Origin of the sequence: Peribacillus sp. TH14 (genome assembly GCF_016651145.1) — a bacterium.
Classification (GTDB): domain Bacteria; phylum Bacillota; class Bacilli; order Bacillales; family DSM-1321; genus Peribacillus; species Peribacillus butanolivorans.
In genome coordinates this window covers 2764844-2780710 of the sequence record NZ_JAEKEK010000001.1, presented here as the reverse complement: position 1 = coordinate 2780710, position 15867 = coordinate 2764844, and the positions used below count along the sequence as shown (strand labels likewise).

The following is a 15867-nucleotide window of genomic DNA, read 5'->3' as shown; positions in this document are numbered from 1 at the left end:
CCTCCATTTCTTAGTTGTGGAAAGTTAGTGTTTTAACAACAACCGGCACAACCCCTGACCGCAATAGCCTTCCTATATCTAAATAATCACCATGCTCCACCTGTGTTTGATCGATACAGATAACCGGCTGTTCCGGCTGATTCGCTAGTAAGGTCTGACCAAGCACCTTTCCATAATCACTATCCATGACGATTATCAGCGGCTGCTGCTGATTCGGTTTTTGCTTCAGTGCCTCAGTAAAAGCCAACGTGAGCAGCTGAATGTCCCGGAATGATAGATATGGTAGGTTCGTTAAATAAAAGGCAAAATTCTGTCCTTCCCGCTGGGGGTCATATATCGTAATCGCGTCCTGAACCGCTTTTGTCATTCCCTCGATACCTTGCTCTAGAACACCCTGAAAATCGATCCGATAGACTGGGATATTTCGTACCGGTAGGTGGGAATCATTCACTTCAATTGTTGCCCCGCTGATCTCGGTTGTATGGGTGCCGGCTCCAAGAACAGTCGCACGAATCGTTTCAACTGGCTTTTCCCACTCCCAATAAGCCAATTCTTTATTTTCTTTTATAGAAGTGGCAAGAGTCATGCCAATATCCTGAAAGCTGGTGCACATCAGTTCTTCATGATACATGCAGTCACTGACTCCACCCGAGAACATTAATCCATCAATGCGACCTGTCCAAGTTGGCACCTTTCCTACTAAAAGCTGTTCGTCTTCTTTCGTATATGAATTGTCCAAAAACCTCGCCAGCACCTTAGCCATCTCATCTGTAATTATTCCCCTATTCTCTTTCGAAGGAGAATACCCCTTTGTTTTCAGCCATTGTTCAATCGAAGGAGCGACTTTCATCTCCGCCCCCTCCCATTCCCATTCCATCAAACGGCCTCCGATGTGTAAGGTGCATGTACCGCAAAGCGTACCCGAACGGTATACGGCAATATTTGCTGTTCCCCCGCCAATGTCAATGTTTGCTATAGTTTTTCTTGTCTCTATTGAATGTTGATAAGCACCGGAACCCTTTGCGGCAATGATTCCCTCTAAATCCGGTCCTGCTGCTGCGACGAGGAATTCCCCTGCCGCTTTAGACAACTGGTGTACCATTTCTTCTGCATTTTGTTTTGTTGCCGTCTCGCCGGTGATGATGACTGCGCCTGTTTGAATCTTTTCCATCGTGATGCCTGCATGATGATATTCACTTTCTACTATTCTTTGAACCGCCGGGATATCAATCACTGTATCCGATAAAAGTGGGGTCCTGAAAATCGGGCTTCGATACAGAACTTTCTTATCGGTAATTTCAATTTTCGGGACCTGTCCCCCGCCCGCCACATTCATAAGTGAAAACTCGCTGATAACAAGCTTCGTCGTGCTTGTGCCAATATCAATTCCTGCACTGATGATTCGCTCCAACTGTTTATTTAGCAAAACCTCACCTCAGTTTTAAACCACTTGAATTTTATTGTCCTCTTCTTCTTGGTTTTTTTCTTTATATTCATTCAAACCGATAACACCTAATTCACGATCCTTTTTCTCTAATTCCAAAGCCTTCGGAACTGACAGCCAGTAAGCCAGACCGATTCCGATAACACCAGCAGATAGCTTCCCTACGATGATAGGTAAAATTAAGGAAGGTTGAAAGTTTGCCGTGAAGGATAAGTGATCCCCTAATAAGAAGGCAGCACATACTGAGAAGGAAATGTTAATCACCTTATCCTTTGGGGGCATATCTTTAATAAGTTTGAACATCGCTAATATATTGGCAACCGTGGCTAGAATTCCTGCACTCCCCTCCTTGCTCAATCCAACTTTTCTACCCATTGCTTCAAGGGGCTTGCCTGCATATTTCTGAATCAGATAAATCATTGGAAAAGCACCTGCAAGCATTATTCCGATATATCCTGCCGTCTCCAGGGCACGAAACTGATCCGCCTTATCGGCCATGATTGGATGAAATCCCCAAGCACCAAATACCTTAGAAAACAGCCCGGTGAAAATTTCTACAATCGAGAACACTAATACGAGTTTAATCCCCGCATCCATTATTCTCCCAAACCACATAAATCCTTTAATCATCATATCTGGCAAGAAATAAAGACCTAATGCAAGCAATACAACAAAAATAAGAAGCGGTGAAAGATTCAAGACGATTTTCAAATAGCTCAATGTGAATTCATATGTAGAATCCGCATTAGTAGAAATCACTTCGCGTACCTTTGAATTCGTTGCAACGACTAGTATGCTTGAGATAAAGGCACCTATTGGAATCGTCAAAATTCCAGACATGACGCCAAGTGCCATATATTTATGATCACGTTTCTCTAGCATTGCCAGCCCCATCGGGATCGAAAAGACAATCGTTGCCCCAGACATGAAACCTACAATCATCGCCATGATCCAGCCTTCATATGTCTCCTGTAGTTGAGCTGCTAATTGGTAACCACCCATGTCAGTTGCCAAAATCGCTGTGGCAGCGAGGGCAGGGTCTGCGCCTATCGCGGCAAAAATCGGGCCGCACACTTTATCAATGAACCATGATAAATAAGGAATCGACGCCATAATTCCAGCTGCAGGAATGAATATATGGCCAACGGTATGCAAGCCTTCCATGAACTGCTTACCCAAGCCTTGCTCACTGTCTTTAATCGACGCAAAAGCACCTAGCACAGCACAAGTCATAATGATATAAATAACGAAATTCCCAACCATCTCCATACGTTTTCCCCCTTGAATTATGATTTGGTTTTGCACATTTCAACTAGAAAAAAGAATATAAAAAAAGACGCATCGTATAGCCCAAACTAAGGTTTTTCCGTAGAAGTTTCTACGATACAACCATTTGGTCTATCAAAGCGTCATTGCTTCATCTATTCACTTGTTTTTGATCATTTATAATTATTAGTTCTGCAACTTTTTCAATCGATAGTTGCTTATTCATACTCAACCTTCGTAGCTTGTTATATGCGATTTCTTCGGTTACATTCTTTCTCTTCATGATAATTCCTTTTGCTTTTTCAATGGCTTTACGATTGTGGAGGGTTTCATCCAATTGAGCCATTTGTTCCTGATACTTTTTTGTATTCTCAGCTTGCAGTAAGGCAATCTCTACCGCTGGGATTAGACTAGCTTCGGTAATTGGCTTTACAAGATATCCTACGATATTGGCTCGTTTCGCCTGGTCGATATATTCACGCTGGCTAAATGCCGTTAACAAAAGGACCGGAATCTGAAAAGTATTAGAAATCACTTCACTCGCCTTGAGCCCATTCAGTTTAGGCATTTTTATATCCATTAAAACGAGATCGGGTTGCAATGTATGTGCCAGCTCAATCGCCTTTTCACCATCACGTGCCTGTCCAACCACATCGAAACCCGCATCCTTGAGCATATAAGTAATATCAAGCAGAACAATCGATTCATCTTCCACGACCAAAATCCTCTTGCCCATGTCTCACCTACCTATTGTATGGAAATCTTATGGAAGCCAACGTACCATCCATGATTCGACAAACCGAAAATTCTCCACCCAAATCATTCTCGACCGTCATGCGGATAATATCTAATCCTAATGAAGGCTTAGCTGCCGGAGAATACCCAATGCCATTATCCAAAACTTGAATCTCTAATTCAGAACCATCCTTTTGAAAAGACACGGTAATCTTTCCAACCGTTCTTCCACTGAAAGCATGCCTCACACAATTATAAATGAGTTCATTCGCCACCAACGCAACTGATACAGCTATATCGGAGTCAATGGAATGAAGCTCACCAATATATTCAATACTTAGGTTTTTACTTTCTTGATTCTCACTATACACAATCATATCACCGATTTTTTTAATGAGCTCCAGTAAATCTACATGATCAACATGGCTACTAGCCAAAATGATTTCATAAACCGACGATATGCTTAATACTCGGTTTAAACTGACCAATAAATGAGGTTTACTTTCTTCAGGAACCTCCATCCTCATCTGTAGCCGAAGCAAACTGGCAACCGTCTGCAGATTATTTTTCACTCTATGATGAATTTCACGAATCGCAACCGACTTACTAATCAGTTCTCTTTCTTTTTCCCGCAGTTCAGTCATATCCCGGAAGATGATAAATGCTTCCTTAGATTTCTTGCCGCGTATATGAAATTTCTTTACTTGAAAAATTTTCTTCCCAATGTGCAGCTCCTTCATTAATACTTCTTCTGTTGATGCGAGTACATCAGCAAAGCTAGGAAAATAGTCGAAAATGCTGGTACCTAGCACACATTCGGTCAAACAAATATCCGTTACTAGATTAATAGCCGCCGGATTAGTATAGACAATCTGATTATGATTATTAATCAGGAATATAGACTCTTCAATAAATTCAGGTACTAAAGAATTTTGTTCATCCTGTCTTTCGAAAAAATTTGAAGTTTCGGGTTCTTCTTGAATCGCCTTCTCCATAATCAATACGGCAATGACACGATTGCATTCCCCTCTAACCGGAACAACACTTTGTTGGACCATGACTCCCTCTTGAGTCAATGCTCGATTCACAAACATATCCTTTCCGGTACGTAATACATAAAAGACTGCCGGCTCGAAGGCTTCATAGGCGATCTTACCAACAACCGAATAATTATAAACCGACTTTACAGAATGTGCGCTTTGCTCTGCCACAACAATGGCATGCTTTCCTTCTCGTACTGGACAGTCAATAAAGACATTGGCTTGATTCAAATTAGCAATCAATGTTAGATTATTCGACAGATTTTCAAGTATGCATATATCCTTGTCTATTAAGTTAGTATGCATTTCACATAATTCTCGGACTGAAGATGTCTTCTCCATTGGCAAAACTCCAATAAAAGTTTAATCATGGGTATTATTATTAATCATTATAGATACCGCTTTCATTTTTGTCAATATTCCAAATATTCTAATGTTATATATCCTAACATCAGAAATAATATTTTCATAGGAGCATAATACTAAAGCAAATATCATACTAACGTTGCTTTAGTATTAATTTCAAGCAATTAAATAAACCCTCCATTGACTCTGATCGTTTGTCCCGTAACCCACTGTGCTTGTTCACTCACTAAAAACGTGATCACATTAGCAATGTCATCCGTTTCACCTAAACGTCCGAATGCACTCATTTTTTTCATCCCTTCGATTTGTTGCTCGGATTTTCCTATATTAAACAATTCTGTGTTAACGGGACCTGGAGCAATTGCGTTAATAGTGATCTGTTTAGAACCAAACTCTTTAGCCAGTTGTCTTGTAAATTGTTCAACTGCCCCTTTTGTACCTGCATACATACTATACGTAGGGAACATTTGGCCTAATACAGAGGTAGAAATATTAACGATCCTACCATTGAGCTCCATATATTTTAATGCTTGTTGACAAGCAAAGTACGTCCCCTTAACGTTTACGCCAAATTGTTTATCAAAGTCTTCTTCCGTTACCTCTGCTAGTGGTTTATTAATCATCAGTCCAGCATTGTTCACTAAAATATCAATTCTCCCATACGCTTTGACCGTTTCTTCGAAGAGATTGACAATGTGAGTAACTTGGCTAATATCTGCTTGGATAGCAATTGCTTCTCCATCATTTTTCTTTATGCCTTCCACTACTTCATACGCCTTTTGTGAACTGCCTGAATAGTTGATTACTACTTTTGCACCTAAATCCGCGAGCTGTTCTACTATAGCTCAGCCAATTCCTCTTGATGAACCTGTGACCAACGCAACCTTTCCATCTAAACGATTATTCATTAAGTTCACTTCTTTCTTTTCATATAGTTATTCAATTTCACACCAAAACTTATTAGTCCATATTTTACCACCATTTCCTCGCTACAGTTTCTTTTCGTTCAATAAAAAAAGTTCCTCTGATTATATTTTCAATAAAAGAAAATTTAAAAGTGCTTGTCCCCATCAATGCTCATGAATTACTCCTCTTCTGGTTATAGTAAAGAAGAAAATAACTGAGGAGGTTTTATCCATGAAAAGTTCAGAAGAGTTTGTAGAGAATATTCAAGAACAGCAAAAAAAAGATGCAGCCAATAAGCGTCGTCAAGGTAACGGCAATCCCGCCCAGAAATTACCGAATAAAAAACATTAATACAGCAACATTGTATTAGGTACGCATCTTCATATTCATTCTCCGCTCCTATTTAGGGCGGGGAATGTTTCATGAGGCATTCTCTTTCTTGTTCATCGCTTCGATTTCTTTTGAAAAGGTCTCTTCTATTTCGTTTTTATTTCCATACAGAAAGAGATTATCACCAAGTTGAATTTTATGTTCATTTAACTCTTTCCTAATTTTTGCTTCTCCGCTTTCGATATACAAGATATTGATGTCTACTCCTCGCGATACGATATCAAAAGTAATAACGTCAATGAACTCAGAGTCCTCATTAATATCAATCTGCATAACAACGTCTTCATTTTCTAAAAATAAAACCTCTTCTATCGGGTGTTCCCACAATTCATAATGATTGTGCATTTCACTTTGCATTTTATTCGATAATCTATTATTTATGAATGGTGTTTTAACGGTAATAGTCAAGATCGTCAATATCCCAATAATAATGCTTAACTCCATTAAGCGTAAATCATCTGTAAGCAGTGTACTAATTGATGAAATAATAACAGCAAGAGAAAAGGCTCCAAATAAAATTAAAAACATGCTTATTTTTCTTCGAACAGGATGATCAATAATAGACTTTGATTCGTCAGTAGTGAATCCAGTACCTGTTAGCATGGAGATAACTTGAAATCTAGCTACAGTGTTCTTTAACCCAGTCAGTTTTAATAAGGTAACCGATATTTCAATAACAAGACCAATGATTAAAAAATAAAGCACCATAAACACTACATTCATCATTATGATTATTACCTCCATCCATCTTTCGTCATTTATGGTTTACCCTAATTATTCTAAAAAGAATCCTCATCATTTATTCTAATAGTTTACATCTGATTTAGAGTATTGGATTCATGCGAATAACTAGCGTGAAATACAAAAAAACACAGTAGAATTCATTGCTGAATCCTACTGTGTTTTACGTACCTCTTATGATCCTGTTAATCAAATTGGGATGTATTTTTCCGTTCAATATTTATTCAACCTACTTTAATGTTGCTGAATTCCCCCGCCTTGTATCGGAAATTCAACATATTAGCTCTAAAATCCTTGCATCGGGAATCCTCCAGGTTGACCTTGAAATCCTTGCATCGGGAATCCTCCAGGCTGGCCTTGAAATCCTTGCATCGGGAATCCTCCCGGCTGGCCTTGAAATCCTTGCATCGGGAATCCTCCAGGCTGGCCTTGAAATCCTTGCATCGGGAATCCTCCAGGTTGACCTTGAAATCCTTGCATCGGGAATCCTCCAGGTTGACCTTGAAATCCTTGCATCGGGAATCCTCCAGGTTGACCTTGAAATCCTTGCATCGGGAATCCTCCAGGTTGGCCTTGAAATCCTTGCATCGGGAATCCTCCAGGTTGGCCTTGAAATCCTTGCATTGGAGATCCTCCCGGCTGGCCTTGACCTCCGGGCATTGCAAATCCTCCCGGCTGGCCTTGACCTCCGGGCATTGCAAATCCTCCCGGCTGGCCTTGACCTCCGGGCATTGCAAATCCTCCCGGCTGGCCTTGACCTCCGGGCATTGCAAATCCTCCCGGCTGGCCTTGACCTCCGGGCATTGCAAATCCTCCCGGCTGGCCTTGACCTCCGGGCATTGGAAATCCTCCAGGCTGGCCTTGACCTCCGGGCATTGCAAATCCTCCAGGCTGGCCTTGACCTCCGGGCATTGGAAATCCTCCAGGTTGACCTTGACCTCCGGGCATTGCAAATCCTCCGGGTCGATCAAATTCACCAAACCCTTCCGTCATAGGGGCCCCATCAAAACTTCCATATTCACCATAGTTTTGCATTGTATCTTCCATTTTTCTTTCACTCCCCATCTAGGTTACAGTCTAGAATATGAATGTTGAGCGAAAGAGTGCAGGTACATGGCTTTCTCAAATGGTCTTCAGTAACAGCTTCTTTAATAGCGGGGTAAAATGCTCTGGCAATTCAGCTACACTCGGAATCATCAGCCGTTCTTTGCCGTAGATGTTTTTCATCGTCAGTTCTTCACTTTCATCCACGCTTCCATCCGCTAAAAACATGCCAATGATTTCGATTCCTTTTTTCCGGGCTTCGGATACGGCAAGATGCGTGTCGACGATTCCATTTTGGTCATAATCGGCCGCGGCAGGTTCACCATCGGAAAATACGAGCAAGAAGCGATTCTTTTCTCTCCTTTTTTCCAATTCTTTTGTTGCAACCCTGATACTGTATCCGTCTCGGTTGTCTTCCTCCGGTTCAAGCTGCATGATTTTTGCTCCTGAGTTTTGATAAAACGAATCAGAATGGGATTGGATCACGTGGAAGTAATTTGGCTGATAGCCTTCTTTCACCTCATTTGCATCCTCCCAAAAACCGACAATCGAGTGAGGAATTCTTAATTTTTTTAGCACTTCATGAAACAGGACGATCCCTCGTTTCGTTTCATCCATCTTGTTATGCATAGAGGCCGAGCAATCGATCAATAGCGTGAACACGGCATCTATTTCATTGGAATCCCTATTCTTTTTGTAAAAGACCCTTGGATTTTCGTCGAGTACAAGCGGCAGTAATTTCTTTGATAAGCGGCCATAGACCAAGTCTTTTCTTGGTGCATTCTTTTTATTTTCGAGTGTTTTCTCAATCGTACTTGAGAGTTTTCTCTTGAACGGTTCAATATCCGCAACAAACTCGCGATAGCGTTTTTCCTCAATAGGCGAAGGCATTTTTGCTTCTTTAATTATCTGAACGACGTCTTTATTTTCTTCGCCAAATGGATGTTCACCACTTTTTCCGATATTCATTTGCTTCTTTTCGAGCGTTTCCTGTTGCTTGTATTCCTTTTGTTCACTTTCTCCTGACGAGCCTTGAATCGAGGCCAGCGCCTGGTCAGCATCTTCCGCTTCCCGAGCTCCTCCGCCCATCAAGCTTGTTTTCGTTCCCTGCTCCAATTCAAACTGAAGGAAGGTCGAATTGTTCTCGCCATTTTTATTCTCGCGATGCCATGTCGAGAATTTTTCATCAATAAACTCACTATTCTCTTCACTTACATCTTCTGCGTCATCGTTCACCAGTTCATCATTTCTTGTTAGTTCATCAAATAACGTATTCGCCGTATACTTCTCCACATTAGCAACAGGAAATATGAAATATTCATTCATCGTATCCTGATACTCTTCGTTCAACCTAAAAACGATTTGTTCACAAATTCTAGTGATATCACTCGTTTTTGTTGCTTCAAAGACCGAATGAATAAGTGGTTTAATTTTTTCCAGTTCCTCTAGTTGGCGTTCATTAGCTCTCGGAAAAACAGGATCGGGCCTATCTGAATGAATCAGTAAATAAACGAGGCAATACAGTTCGTCTAGCGCAAAGCTTCTTGTGACATTTGTCGCTAATTGGCTTTCGAAATATTGTTTAAGGTACGTTCCCCGTACAGAGAACCACTTTTTCGTGCCAGGACGTTCTTTTTTCACCAATTCCTCCAAACGCAGATCTTCGAATATGGTGAACAACTGAGCAGCAAACTTTGGAAGCGAGCATTCTTCTATGATGTCCTGGTACTCTTTCATGCTTCGGATTGTAGAATGATGCAGCGTCCCAATTGTTCTAAGCAGCACATCTGTTTTCAATCCCGCTTCCTTTACCTCCTGATTCCCATTTTCCCAAAAATGGCTGGCTGTGACCTTAGTCTGAATCAGATCAATAAAGGAACCATAATTATATTCAAATTCCAGGTCAGGAATACCTGATAAGACAGTCGATAGATCCTGCAGCTGTAAAAAAAGGGCCGTATCAATTATTGAATCATTGAATCGAATATACTTCATGCGGCATTCTCCTAGTTAGAATAATGTATCTGCCAAATTCTTCACAAACTCCCGCTCTCGTTCCTCGTCCAACTTATCCACGATGGAGCGAAGAATCGCACGTTTCGGGGGAATCAATACACTGAGGTCACAGGCATCAAGCAAAGCCCGAATTGATGCTGCATCTTCAGCCACTTTTCCTTGATTAACGGCGTTTATCAAGTCACCTGAGAGCTTAACGAACAATTCGATACTTCTTGAATCCTTCAACTGTGTATTCGATTGAATCAATTGCTTTAACTGCTCTCCTTCGATATAAGGAACCTCGATCACGACAAACCGGTTTTTCAGCGCCTCATTCAGCGGTACTGTACCGACATAGCCTTCGTTTATTGCAGCAATTACGTTAAAACCATCTTTCGCAGTGATGACTTCGTTCGTGAACGGGTTCGTTATCGTTCTCCTGTAATCGAGCACCCCATTGATTAACGGCAGTGTTTCCGGCTTCGCCATATTGATTTCATCTATGTATAAGAAATGTCCATGATTCATCGAATTGATAACAGGACCTGGAACGAATTCAATCACCTGTTTTTCCTCTTTGTAAGCAAGCGTCTTGAAGCCCAATAAGCTTTCAGCATCCAAATCGACTGAGCAGTTGACACTGAACATCGGTTGGTTGAATAAATTCGATAACGTCTCGGCAAATTTCGTCTTCCCTGCCCCTGTCGGTCCTTTCAAGAGGATGTTCTTCCCCATACTTAAGGCTGTAATGGCATCCACCATCAACTCCATCTCAGGAGGCAGATATCCACCTTTCCTTATCAGTTCCTCAAATTGAGAAGAATTTTTTTATTTGTATGTAAAATATTAGCTATTTCTTTTGGTAAACGATTAATCATTGTCTCCATACACCCCTTTTTCATCATTTTAATGCTCTTTACCGGTAAAAACAAACACTAAGAAAAAGAGCCGTCATAAAGACAGCTCTAAGAGTAATCATTTACATTCAACGTTCTGATGCCTATTTTCTATAACTAGGCTTAATACACTTCTTCGGGACTCCTTTTCATTAGGCTTATCGTAAAGCCTAATACACCACCAAAGATGGCTGGAAGCACCCATCCTATTCCTACACTATATAATGGAAGGAAATCGGTGAAAAAATCGGAAATAGCATAAATTTTAACACCGGAAGCCATTAATCCATCCAAAATACTGATGATGGCTGTTAATAATAAACTCCCCAAGTATACCTCGGATTTTCCTTTGAAAAAGGAATGCAAGAATGTTAACACAATTAAAACGATGGCCAATGGATAAATCGCGGTTAACACAGGCACTGTAATCGAAATTAGTTTAGTCAGACCTACATTGGCAACAGCTGCGCTAAAAACTGAAAAAATAACAACAAATGACTTATACGATACAGCAGGAATTACTTTATTGAAATAGGAAGAACAAGCTGTTATCAAGCCTATACTAGTAGTTAAACAAGCTGCGATTACTATTAACCCTAACAGTACTGCACCTGCAGGACCAAAAAAATAATTCGAAGCTTGCGCTAGAACGTCTCCACCATTCCCTAAATAACCAAGTTTCTCCACACTAGTTGCTCCGACATAAGTTAAAGCAGTATAAACAATTACTAATAGAGAAGCTGCTATAAGGCCAGCTTTCATACAGAAACCTAAAACTTCTCTTCTTGAAGTAATTCCTTTATCTTTGATTGCATTAATGATAATAATACCAAATGCAAATGCAGCAAGCGTATCCATAGTTAAATATCCTTCTTTGAAGCCTTTGAAGAACGAATTATCTGAATAATCCGCAATAGGAGATTGGATTTCCCCCATTGGATTTGCAATTGCCACTACAATTAGTATCCCGATAAAAATCAATAATAGTGGAGTTAGAATTTTCCCGACAATATCCAACATTTTCGATGGGTTAATAGATAATAAACAGGCAAGTCCAAAGTATATGACCGTAAATACTAGCAAAGGTAAAAAGCCGACTCCATCTGGAAGAAAAGGTTTAATCCCTATTTCATAAGACACACTTCCCGTTCTTGGAAGAGCGAATAACGGCCCGAGCGATAAATATAGAACGGCTGTGAAAATAAAACCGAACATCGGGTGCGCTCTGCTTGCAAGCGACTGCACATCACTTTTACCTGAAAAACCAAATGCCAATATTGTGACAAATGGCAATCCAACACCTGTTATGATAAATCCTAAACTAGCAGACCATAAATTTGTCCCGGCCGATTGACCGAGCATAGCAGGGAATATTAAGTTTCCTGCACCAAAAAATAAAGCAAAAAGCATTAATCCTGTAACAATTACAAAAGAAAGTGGTGCTTTCTTTGACATTTTGAAGCCTCCAATATTTTGATTCTCTTAACGAAAGAAAAGAGATGTTGTCCATCTAATTTCGATTTAAAAGTGAAATAAACTACTGAATTGACTTATTCCGTAGTCATGTATCCACCTGAAACTTAAACACAACACCCCTTACTATAAAATGCACTGGAACGTTTGTCAAAAGTTATTACATTTATTATTCAGAAAAATCTTTCTTTTCCTGTTACCTTTATTAAAATGAGAGATAACAAAACAAATTAGAAAGAAGGTTGAAGTATTGAAGACAGAAAAAGAAAAAATGGTGAACGGAGAACTATATATTGCGGCGGACCCAGAATTAGTAAAAGATAGAGAGAATGCACGAAGATTAACCCGACTATACAATCAGACAACGGAAACCGATGAGTGTAAAAGAATTGAACTTCTGAGGGAGCTTTTTGGTTTCAGTGGGAAAAAGATATACATTGAGCCCACTTTTCGTTGTGACTATGGGTATAACATTACTGTAGGGGAAAACTTTTATGCGAATTTTAATTGTGTCATCCTGGATACTTGCGAAGTCCGTATAGGAAGGGATTGTATGTTGGCTCCTGGGGTACATATCTATACAGCCACACATCCACTAGACCCATTCGAACGCAGTTCAGGTGTAGAATACGGAAAGCCCGTAACGATTGGAGACAATGTTTGGATTGGCGGCAGAGCCATCATCAATCCCGGAATTACAATAGGGAACACTGCTGTTGTTGCTTCGGGAGCTGTTGTAACAAAAGATGTCCCAGATTGTGCGGTTGTAGGTGGAAACCCTGCTAAGATCATCAAATATATAGAAGGAATAAAATAGCAGAGCACATTCACTTCTGAATGGCTCTGCCTCTATTTTTCTTATTAAATTGTTTTTAACGCTTGAGGAATCGGTGTATCCCCTGTTATTAAGTCAAAGGAACGGTTATACGTATTTTCTTCGATTAATGAGGAAAGAATTGTTTGAGCCACATCCTCCCGCGCAATCGTCCCTCTTTCCAGTTCCTCAGCAGCGGCTACATGGCCTGTGCCAGGTTCGTTCACAAGTCCACCCGGCCGGATGATGGTATACGTTAAACTGCTTTGTAACAATGCTCTATCCGCATAGTGTTTGGCCACATAATATGGTTTGATGGCTTCATTCCAGTTTTCCCTATTATTCGCCTGAAAGGCACTGACCATGATGAATCGGTTGATTCCTAGGTTTTCAGCTGCTTCAATCGTTTTAACAGCACCGTCTAAATCAATCAAAAGCGTCTGATCCGCGCCTGTGCTGCCTCCCGATCCTGCCGTAAACACGATTGCATCGCACCCATTTGCCGCTTTCGCAATCTCATCCACTGATCCCGTTAAACTTACGATTACAGATTCGACTCCGATTTTCTCAAAGTGCTTCCTCTGTTCTTCTTTGCGAATCATTGCTCGTACACTATGTTCCTGGCTATCTTTTAGCAAATCAACCAGGTGTTTACCGATCTGCCCATTTGCCCCAACTACGAATACTTTCATAAAAGTCAGCTCCCATAATGGTTAGTTTACTTTCTATATTCAATTATTTCATGTACAAAGTTCATTATCAAACAATCAGCCCATCCTTCTATCCATTTGGGTCCGTTCATTTTGCATCATCATATATTGGAAATAGTTTGCAATCACATTTATATATTTTATAATAATTAAAATAAGTGTTATTTATAACACAAAGGGGAGGTGTAAAGATGGCAATAAGACTTTTAATGCCACCTTCTGCAGCGTCTCATGCAAAGCCTAGTATTGGAGGCGATACTTTGCATGGGGTAAAATTAATCTAAACTAACATCGCCCAGCTTATCATTTCTATATATTTGGCTTTGCACCTTATTTTGTTCTAAAAAAAGAATAAGGGGCTGGCAGAAATGAAATATGTAAAAGCAACGACTGTTTTACCTGAAAAGCTGATTGTGGAAATTCAAAAGTATATACAAGGTGAAACGATATATATCCCTAAACTAGAAACGACTTATCAAAAGTGGGGAGCTAGTTCGGGATCAAGGAAATACATTGATGACAGAAATGCTTCTATTAAATATGCATTTAAAAAGGGGCATACAATTCATCAATTAGCCGAGGAACATTTTCTCTCCATAGAAACCATCAAAAAAATCGTTTATTCTAAATAGGTAAAAAAATTGTAGCGCTGACAATATTATCAGCGCTACTCATATGTCGAGTATGTTTCTTAGTCGTTCTCTACCTTTTAATGTTGATGCAAATTCTGTAAAGTAATTAGAAACGGTACCAAGTTTAAATGGTATCGTAGCAACATGAACAGGGGTGGAAAAATGGAACCTTTTATCAGAAGTGAGCAATATAACTTTATTAAGTCTCAAACTCAGATTCTCATAAATGGACACGCGACTGCGAATGATAGGGATGTTATTCATACCCTGAAAACAGTCGCGAAAGAAAGAGTGTTAAGCTTATTCAATGAATTGAGTGAGGAGCAAAGGCAAGTATTAGACCCAATTGATACCATCAAAGAGCCTGCACAAGCTGAAGTGTTTCTATTGAAGGTAAAGCCATTTGTGATTCCTTTTAAAGAAGTGACTGAAAAAACGATCAAAAAGCTATTTCCTAAAGCGAAGAAGTTAAAGAACCCTATGTTAGAGAACTTAGACTTGAGAGAGATTTCATATTTGGGATGGGATGATATCGGCTCCGGAAAAAAATTCATCATAGCACCTCATCACAATAAGCTATTGGGGTTGCATGGGACAATTAAACCTTCTAACAAAAAAGGTATCTGTGCCATATGCAGTCGCTTTGAAGAATTAGGAATGTTTATGTCCGAAACAAAAGGAACAGTACAAGGTACATTCATTAAAAAAGGTAATTATATTTGCTTGGATAGCTTAAAATGCAATCAAAACATCACCACATTGGATAAATTAAATGATTTTATCGCGCGAATAAAGTAGATATGGTACCCGAATAAAAAAGCAATCCTTCATTATGGAAGAATTGCTTTTTGTGTTTTAATTTTAGTTATAGTATAGGATCAAACTTAGAAAAAGTGGAATCGTATTTTATGAATTTCTAGTATACTTCAGTGGCAGTAATTCAATAATTTTTGTTTTAACTGTTACTCCATTTACATCTAATATGACAAAACAGTCTTCCGCATAGTCTGAGATTAATTCACGACACATTCCACAAGGACTGACAACTTTTAAAGCTCTATCCACTTCATCAGCATATGGATGCTTTACTGCCACAATTGTATCAAATTCTTTTTCTCCGTCCGATATTGCCTTTCCAATTGCAATAGCTTCTGCACATACTGTTACACGGCCAATATATGCTTCAATATGTACGGCAGCAACTATTTTCCCTGTCTTTGTTTTCAATGCAGCACCCACATGATGCTTATTTTCTTCGTAAAGTTCTGTAATTTTAGCACTTGCAGCAGCAATTAAATGATAATCGGATTCATTTAATGGATAGGTTTTCATGATGATATGCCCCCCTTCTCTTTTGCTTCAAATATTTCATTTAGTTGACTTGTTGTATACGATTTTTTTTCTACTTTCAT

General features: G+C 39.7%; 15 protein-coding genes and 1 pseudogene. 4 read left to right on the top strand and 12 right to left on the bottom strand.

The annotated features are described in order from the left end of the window. Nucleotides 1-10: 10 nt before the first annotated feature. From JFU50_RS13540 to JFU50_RS13520, 5 genes are all read right to left on the bottom strand, one after another. Nucleotides 11-1426, bottom strand: a complete 1416-nt coding sequence (locus tag JFU50_RS13540) for an ethanolamine ammonia-lyase reactivating factor EutA (RefSeq protein ID WP_201222875.1) — start codon at nt 1424-1426, stop codon at nt 11-13. A gap of 15 nt (nt 1427-1441) precedes the next feature. Beyond that, on the bottom strand, nt 1442-2713 hold the full coding sequence (gene eutH / locus JFU50_RS13535) for an ethanolamine utilization protein EutH (RefSeq protein ID WP_201186938.1): 1272 nt from the start codon (nt 2711-2713) through the stop codon (nt 1442-1444). Nucleotides 2714-2861: 148 nt separating this feature from the next. Beyond that, nucleotides 2862-3446 (bottom strand): ANTAR domain-containing response regulator, encoded by a 585-nt coding sequence (locus JFU50_RS13530; protein ID WP_201222874.1) that lies wholly within the window; start codon nt 3444-3446, stop codon nt 2862-2864. A gap of 7 nt (nt 3447-3453) precedes the next feature. Then, a complete protein-coding gene (locus tag JFU50_RS13525; protein WP_201186942.1) occupies nt 3454-4827 on the bottom strand; it encodes a sensor histidine kinase in 1374 nt (457 codons plus the stop codon). Nucleotides 4828-5015: 188 nt separating this feature from the next. Then, the gene (locus JFU50_RS13520; protein ID WP_342366348.1) at nt 5016-5693 is read right to left on the bottom strand and encodes an SDR family oxidoreductase; all 678 of its coding nucleotides are present in this window, start codon (nt 5691-5693) and stop codon (nt 5016-5018) included. A 295-nt stretch (nt 5694-5988) separates the two neighbouring features. Here JFU50_RS13520 and JFU50_RS13515 point away from each other — a divergent pair, with 295 nt between their 5' ends. Beyond that, nucleotides 5989-6108 (top strand): DUF4023 domain-containing protein, encoded by a 120-nt coding sequence (locus tag JFU50_RS13515; protein ID WP_053347866.1) that lies wholly within the window; start codon nt 5989-5991, stop codon nt 6106-6108. A 69-nt stretch (nt 6109-6177) separates the two neighbouring features. On the opposite strand, the gene JFU50_RS13510 is transcribed toward JFU50_RS13515, so the two are convergent. The 5 genes and pseudogenes from JFU50_RS13510 to brnQ all read right to left on the bottom strand — a co-directional run bounded on the left by JFU50_RS13510 (nt 6178) and on the right by brnQ (nt 12281). After that, nucleotides 6178-6873 carry a hypothetical protein gene (locus tag JFU50_RS13510; RefSeq protein ID WP_242486069.1) on the bottom strand — a complete coding sequence of 232 codons (696 nt, stop codon included), beginning with the start codon at nt 6871-6873 and terminating at the stop codon, nt 6178-6180. 300 nt (nt 6874-7173) lie between these two features. Continuing rightward, nucleotides 7174-7935: a hypothetical protein gene (locus tag JFU50_RS13505; RefSeq protein ID WP_201222873.1), complete on the bottom strand. Its 762-nt coding sequence runs from the start codon at nt 7933-7935 to the stop codon at nt 7174-7176. Nucleotides 7936-8010: 75 nt separating this feature from the next. Continuing rightward, complete coding sequence (locus JFU50_RS13500; RefSeq protein ID WP_201222872.1) at nt 8011-9927, bottom strand: vWA domain-containing protein; 1917 nt, start codon at nt 9925-9927, stop codon at nt 8011-8013. A gap of 15 nt (nt 9928-9942) precedes the next feature. After that, nucleotides 9943-10752: pseudogene (locus tag JFU50_RS13495) on the bottom strand (AAA family ATPase); the annotation flags it as partial. 197 nt (nt 10753-10949) lie between these two features. Further along, on the bottom strand, nt 10950-12281 hold the full coding sequence (gene brnQ / locus JFU50_RS13490; protein WP_201186947.1) for a branched-chain amino acid transport system II carrier protein: 1332 nt from the start codon (nt 12279-12281) through the stop codon (nt 10950-10952). A gap of 268 nt (nt 12282-12549) precedes the next feature. On the opposite strand from brnQ, the gene JFU50_RS13485 reads away from it, so the two are divergent. After that, on the top strand, nt 12550-13116 hold the full coding sequence (locus JFU50_RS13485) for a maltose acetyltransferase domain-containing protein (RefSeq protein WP_201186948.1): 567 nt from the start codon (nt 12550-12552) through the stop codon (nt 13114-13116). A gap of 44 nt (nt 13117-13160) precedes the next feature. Here the strand turns inward: JFU50_RS13485 and JFU50_RS13480 are convergent, their stop codons facing one another. Then, complete coding sequence (locus JFU50_RS13480) at nt 13161-13805, bottom strand: SDR family oxidoreductase (protein WP_201186949.1); 645 nt, start codon at nt 13803-13805, stop codon at nt 13161-13163. 386 nt (nt 13806-14191) lie between these two features. On the opposite strand from JFU50_RS13480, the gene JFU50_RS13475 reads away from it, so the two are divergent. Together JFU50_RS13475 and JFU50_RS13470 are read left to right on the top strand one after the other, a co-directional pair. Further along, nucleotides 14192-14455 carry a CD3324 family protein gene (locus tag JFU50_RS13475; protein WP_053347873.1) on the top strand — a complete coding sequence of 88 codons (264 nt, stop codon included), beginning with the start codon at nt 14192-14194 and terminating at the stop codon, nt 14453-14455. 162 nt (nt 14456-14617) lie between these two features. After that, nucleotides 14618-15253 (top strand): FusB/FusC family EF-G-binding protein, encoded by a 636-nt coding sequence (locus tag JFU50_RS13470; RefSeq protein WP_201186951.1) that lies wholly within the window; start codon nt 14618-14620, stop codon nt 15251-15253. A 108-nt stretch (nt 15254-15361) separates the two neighbouring features. Here JFU50_RS13470 and JFU50_RS13465 read toward each other — a convergent pair whose 3' ends face one another. Beyond that, nucleotides 15362-15790: a cytidine deaminase gene (locus tag JFU50_RS13465; protein ID WP_397329221.1), complete on the bottom strand. Its 429-nt coding sequence runs from the start codon at nt 15788-15790 to the stop codon at nt 15362-15364. Nucleotides 15791-15867 lie beyond the last annotated feature (77 nt).

Bases quoted from the DNA above. Each gene is read 5' to 3' on its own strand.
- JFU50_RS13515 (WP_053347866.1), top strand. From the start codon at position 5,989: ATGAAAAGTTCAGAAGAGTTTGTAGAGAATATTCAAGAACAGCAAAAA.
- JFU50_RS13500 (WP_201222872.1), bottom strand. From the start codon at position 9,927: ATGAAGTATATTCGATTCAATGATTCAATAATTGATACGGCCCTTTTT.
- JFU50_RS13480 (WP_201186949.1), bottom strand. From the start codon at position 13,805: ATGAAAGTATTCGTAGTTGGGGCAAATGGGCAGATCGGTAAACACCTG.
- brnQ (WP_201186947.1), bottom strand. From the start codon at position 12,281: ATGTCAAAGAAAGCACCACTTTCTTTTGTAATTGTTACAGGATTAATG.
- JFU50_RS13530 (WP_201222874.1), bottom strand. From the start codon at position 3,446: ATGGGCAAGAGGATTTTGGTCGTGGAAGATGAATCGATTGTTCTGCTT.
- JFU50_RS13505 (WP_201222873.1), bottom strand. From the start codon at position 7,935: ATGGAAGATACAATGCAAAACTATGGTGAATATGGAAGTTTTGATGGG.
- JFU50_RS13475 (WP_053347873.1), top strand. From the start codon at position 14,192: ATGAAATATGTAAAAGCAACGACTGTTTTACCTGAAAAGCTGATTGTG.
- JFU50_RS13470 (WP_201186951.1), top strand. From the start codon at position 14,618: ATGGAACCTTTTATCAGAAGTGAGCAATATAACTTTATTAAGTCTCAA.
- JFU50_RS13525 (WP_201186942.1), bottom strand. From the start codon at position 4,827: ATGGAGAAGACATCTTCAGTCCGAGAATTATGTGAAATGCATACTAAC.
- JFU50_RS13510 (WP_242486069.1), bottom strand. From the start codon at position 6,873: ATGATGAATGTAGTGTTTATGGTGCTTTATTTTTTAATCATTGGTCTT.
- eutH (WP_201186938.1), bottom strand. From the start codon at position 2,713: ATGGAGATGGTTGGGAATTTCGTTATTTATATCATTATGACTTGTGCT.